Annotated in this window: 4 protein-coding genes; 3 read left to right on the top strand and 1 reads right to left on the bottom strand. The window is 58.2% G+C overall.

The window, feature by feature from the left end; genetic code table 11:
* From L6637_RS42060 to L6637_RS42050, 3 genes are all read left to right on the top strand, one after another.
* The coding region (locus tag L6637_RS42060) for a hypothetical protein (protein ID WP_237874437.1) at positions 1 to 412 on the top strand (412 nt) is incomplete at its 5' end.
* 41 nt (positions 413 to 453) lie between these two features.
* On the top strand, positions 454 to 1074 hold the full coding sequence (locus L6637_RS42055) for a hypothetical protein (RefSeq protein ID WP_237874436.1): 621 nt from the start codon (positions 454 to 456) through the stop codon (positions 1072 to 1074).
* A 249-nt stretch (positions 1075 to 1323) separates the two neighbouring features.
* A complete protein-coding gene (locus tag L6637_RS42050) occupies positions 1324 to 1722 on the top strand; it encodes a response regulator (RefSeq protein ID WP_237874435.1) in 399 nt (132 codons plus the stop codon).
* A 262-nt stretch (positions 1723 to 1984) separates the two neighbouring features.
* Here L6637_RS42050 and L6637_RS42045 read toward each other — a convergent pair whose 3' ends face one another.
* A complete protein-coding gene (locus tag L6637_RS42045; protein WP_237874433.1) occupies positions 1985 to 3448 on the bottom strand; it encodes a hypothetical protein in 1464 nt (487 codons plus the stop codon).
* Positions 3449 to 3587 lie beyond the last annotated feature (139 nt).

The raw sequence follows: 3587 nt of genomic DNA, 5'->3' as shown, positions 1-3587 counted from the left end.
GAGCTCCTTCCTGAGTGAGGGTTGCAACACCTCGATTCTCAGGACGGGGCTCTCCAGTGCTACCACTATCGTCTCAAATGGCTACCGGCCTCTCGGCTCTTGCTCCCGCGCAGCGGGCTGGAGCGCAGCGACTTTGTGCTTTGGCCCGTTCGAGACATGCCGGCAGGGTCTTACAATGTCCGTTGTCGGAGGCGGACCAGAACCTTCGCATCGCGAGTTCGCCAAGATCCAGCCAAAACAACTAAAGCGCGATGAGATTGGGATGAATCGTCATCGCGCTTTAGGTTGTTTTTTGAACATGATCTTTTCGGAAAACCGCTGCACACTTTTCCGGATCATGCTCTCGGGGGCTGTGCGCGACAGCTTGAGTTTTCGCGCCCTTGCTTACGGACAGGTTCCGTTGCCGAAGTAGGTCGCCTGCCGATACGTGTACTGCATGACTTGCATGGTCAGTTGAAAACGTGGGTCCTCGCCATTCGTAATCGGGCATCGTCCGCCGGAGACGGCGGCCATTTCGTCATCGCGCAGCGGCGTGAAGTCAGTCTTTGCGTTCGTCGACATCGTGAGCCTCCTGTTGAGATGTGCGGCATCCTTATCGCGAATTCTGTTGGTTCTACTGTGAGTAGCCTCACGCACGCGACCGACATGCTCGGCATGGGTTCAGAGCAACCTCCTGAACTGCCCTACTTGGGACATAACGGCAGAGAACTTTGCCTGATGCTGAGGGGCATCAAGCCTCTCGCCTATTTCCTGAATTTTGTCCCCCGCGAGTTCGACGTCAATATTCCGACGTTCGACAGACACCTGGCTGCGGGTCGGTTGATAAGACGCGAATTCGTTGAACTGCCACACCGAAGGCTGCTCTACGCGTTACCTGACCACCAGTGGCGGATAGACGCCATGCTCGCGCTCCCAAACGAACTCGACGCATGGTCCGAAGATCATGAACGGCGCTCTTGCGAATTGCTTGGCTACGAGGGCTGGCAGATTGACTATTGGCTGGCACATCGTCGCTCGCGTGCGGATGCTCAGTCTGCTTCTGGGCCCTTACCCGACTTGGCAACGGCTTGCTGAGATGTCCGCTCGTCGGCGAAAAAGGGACGTCCCGGGGCGTTACGTCAACAGACATGCTTCGTTCGAAGGGTGTTCTGAGCCTCGCCGAATGCTCCAATTCGGCATCCGCATCTAACCCGCGTCAGCCCAAGTCGAATTCGAACTGCCGATTTCCATTTATGTGCACTTTTGCGCACTTTCTTCGGAACGATGATCCCCTGACCGCGTATACCCCCGCTGCTGTCATGGCGGCGCGCGTGGGGTCGCCAAATGACAAGCCAACTGCTTATCCTGGTCGTTGAAGACGACCAGGATGTTCAAAACATCGTCCAGGAAAGCCTCAGCGACGGAGGATTTGAAGCCTTCATAACTTCGTCTGGCGAGCATGCCATCGAGCTGCTTGATATCGCCGAAGGCAAATACCGGGCGCTTGTCACAGACATCAATCTGCGTGCCGGAAAGGCAGACGGGTGGCATGTCGCACGCCACGCTAGAAAAATCGACCCCAACTTTCCCATCGTTTATATGAGCGGAAAGGACGCTGACGATTGGGCGTCACAGGGTGTCCCTAACAGCATAATGTTGGCGAAGCCGTTCGCGCCCGCGCAGCTTGTCACCGCCCTTTCCAACCTGCTGAACGCCGCGCCGCCGGCCTCCCCAACCGTTTGAAGGGCTTCGTCTCTTCGCCCCCATACCCACTAAACGGCCATGTCGCTTTTTGGCCCCTTAGAGCATGATCCGGAAAAGTGTGAAGCGGTTTTCCGAAAAGATCATGCTCATACAAAGAGCTAAAGCGCGATGACGATTCAACCAAATCTCATCGCGCTTTAGCGGACCAATCACGGCATGGTGCGCGACGGCCGCTTTTGACCTGTAGCCGACATACCGAAATCAAGAAGATCGGAGGCCGAGAAACGCAGCGCGGCCTTCACTACGGAAGTCCTTTTGTCGCCGTAAAGGGATTGAACCCGCGTTCCGCGAGGGCAGCCCACGAAGCTGCGCCAAGATGTGGCAATCGGAAATAGAGGCGTGGCTTGGCCGGATCGGTATCCAACATGAACCCGGTCGGTAGCGCGCGGACACTTGTGGCAAAGAACCCGCCATCCGGCGACCTCTGGGATTGTATGACAGCGATCAACGACTCTGCCCTCCCGGTCCTGCCGAGCAATTTCAGCAAGAGAGCCATCTGGCTCGTCCCTTCGGTCCACACACCGTCGCGGTCTTCACCGTAGGAAAAGCCCCTGTCGACACTCATTCGCTGTTCGGCGGTCGCAATTGCCGGTGCAAATTTCTCGGCCGCTCCGGGGAGCGCCGTTAACGGCCAGACTTGAGCATCAAGGGCCAAAATCGGATTGCGCGTGACGCCGTCTTCAGCGGTCCCTGCGGCGAAACAGGCGCATGCCGGATCCCACATCGTATCGACGAAGCGCTCAGCGGCTGTCGCCATATCACGCCAGCGCGGATCGCCGGTGCGGGTTGCAAGAAGGCCAAACGCGGCGGCGAGGTCAGTATTGTGCTCGGTTGATTTCCATGTCCGCAACTCGGGCGTCGGTTCGTGCCCAAACGTACCGCCCGTGAAACCGCCAGTGCCGCGCGCGTCGGCCCATTGCGCGACCCAAGTGCCCAGCCGTGTCGCACCCTCGCGGAACCGAGAGCCGGTGTTCACATCATCAATCGACAGCAACGCCAACATGGCCCATGCCATGTTACCGACATCGCTGCCCACCTGATATCGGTCTTCCAACCACTTGTTCTGCGAGATGTCCCACCAACCCGGAAGTTTGGCGGAGCCACTGGCCACCACACCCGCGGCGTATGCGTTCCGGAGCCGCCCATCATGCCAGGTGCGGTCGTTATCGATGGCCCAGAGAATCGCCGAGCCAATTCGATACGCCTTGTCTCGCTCGCCGCAACCGACCAATGCGATGGCGGCTACCGCATTATCATAGAGGTAGGCGGCGCCATGGAGAGGCCCCGATTCGACGGTCGGATAGCTGGGCAGGAATAACGGCCCTGACGGCGCTGCCTTGTCGATCAGACCAGCGAGGTATCCGCACGCTGACGATTCCGGTGTTGCTTGAGCCCGGAGTGGAGCGGCGACCACAATGATTGTGAAAGTCGTTAGGATGCATAGGAAGGCTACTATTCGGCCCACTTGCTGGTCTCCGGGCGGTCGATGGTCCTCTCTATACCCAGCGGGCGATGTCTTGAAGTGCCCCATAGCGGACGTCCAAGAGAGCACGAGGTGGCTCGGTCTCAGCAAGTCCATCTCGCCCATGAGCAAACGCGGAGTGACCTCAAGGCCGAGCAACGCTGCCAGGGCCGCCGCTTCGATCGAGACCTTGGCCGATGAATTTTTGAGGAGGGTTTGAGCTTCTGTTCGTTGCTTCGTCACTACGGCGAAACGCGGACCCTCCTCAATATACGCCCATAAATGTCTACCATAGGCGATAATGGATGAGAGATGTCGTCAAGACCTGATGAACGAGAGCAGGTCGGGGTTGAGGACATCCGCATGCGTGGTGAGCATGCCA

It is taken from the genome of Bradyrhizobium zhengyangense, from assembly GCF_022012435.1.
Lineage (GTDB): Bacteria > Pseudomonadota > Alphaproteobacteria > Rhizobiales > Xanthobacteraceae > Bradyrhizobium > Bradyrhizobium zhengyangense.
Note: the sequence above shows the minus strand (reverse complement) of the source record. Positions and strands in the feature narration are given on the sequence as shown.